At 39.0% G+C, this 1,352-nt stretch carries 1 protein-coding gene and 1 pseudogene; one reads left to right on the forward strand and one right to left on the reverse strand.

The window, feature by feature from the left end:
* Nucleotides 1–176: pseudogene (locus tag AK963_RS32830) on the forward strand (IS256 family transposase); the annotation flags it as partial.
* Between the two features lie 25 nt (nucleotides 177–201).
* Here AK963_RS32830 and AK963_RS29020 read toward each other — a convergent pair.
* Nucleotides 202–1,352, reverse strand: a 1,151-nt coding sequence (locus tag AK963_RS29020) for a site-specific DNA-methyltransferase (RefSeq protein WP_139117776.1), incomplete at its 5' end; no start/stop codon positions are given.

Raw genomic sequence — 1,352 nt, forward strand, 5'->3', positions numbered from 1 at the left:
GCGTCATTCGTAAGGCGATCAAGAACCGGAAGATTTTTCGGACTGATGAGTCAGTCATGAAGGTAATCTATCTGGCCATGGAAAAAGCTTCCGAGAAATGGACCATGCCGATCAGGAACTGGAAAGCAGCCATGAACCGGTTTGAAATTATGTTTCCTGACCGGTTCAAGGAGTAATAGTTTTGGTGGCGTTTACACAGAATTATTTACAGGCTCGCTTTGAACTTCTTTCAAAAAACTGGTCATCATCGTCAGTTTCTTCGTCAATATTATCACTGCTTGATACTGATGGGTCTAAATAAATACGATGCTCTATGCCCCATTTATCTTTTTTCTGATTATATTTTGGATGAAGTATATTTAAGCTTTGACTAACCTTATTTACTCCCCACCTCCATCTTCCATCAGAGTTATCACCTTTTTGTGGTGTGATTTCTATATCATTATCGTTTTCTCTCGTTAAAGAACATGTGCCTGTATCTTTGTTGAAGAAAATCGGAAAATACATATTAGGTCGATCTGATCTTTTATCTGGGCCTCCTCTTTTTCTAAGATCTCGCAGGGCATATTTATTGCCGTTTTTATCTGAGTATTTATATTCCGAAATTTGCTCTTCATTGAGTGGTAAACCATAAGATTCAAATTCGCTTTTTGAATATATCACCAAATATTCATGGCAGGTTGAAATATTTGCTTTACTATTTCTACCTTTCATGTTGTTTATGACCGAAACTGTTGCCAGATGGTTGTTCTCACCAAAAACAATATCAAGTAAATTTCTTGTGTTATTTATTTCATGTTCATCAATTGAAATGAAAATCACTCCATCTTCAGATAGAAGATTTCTTGCTAGCTTCAGTCGTGGATATATCATATTCAACCAATGAGTATGATAGCGACCAGATGTTTCTGGATTGGTTTTTAATGGATACCCTTCGTCATCTATTTGTCCTGTGATTTTTTTATAATTAGAAACACTGTCTTTGAAATTATCTTTGTAGATAAAATCCTTCCCCGTATTATAAGGCGGATCAATATAAATCATCTTCACTTTTTTGTGGTAGCTCTTTTGCAGCAGCTTCAGCACTTCCAGGTTATCGCCTTCAATAAACAGGTTTTGCGTGGTGCCCCAGTCTTTTGATTCTTTTTTGCAGGGTCTCAGGGTGCCGGTAGAAGGTGTTTGCGCCAGACGACGGGCGGCGGCTTTACCATGCCAGGTGAAGTTGTAGCGTTCCTTATCGCCATCAATCACCTGATGGCCCACCAGTTCGTTCAGCACATCCACATCAATTTTTGCGCCGCTGGCGTCTTCCGTGATCAATTCCGGAAAGAGCTGTTTCAGTTTGCTGATGT

The sequence above is a fragment of the Endozoicomonas atrinae genome, from assembly GCF_001647025.1.
Lineage (GTDB): Bacteria > Pseudomonadota > Gammaproteobacteria > Pseudomonadales > Endozoicomonadaceae > Endozoicomonas > Endozoicomonas atrinae.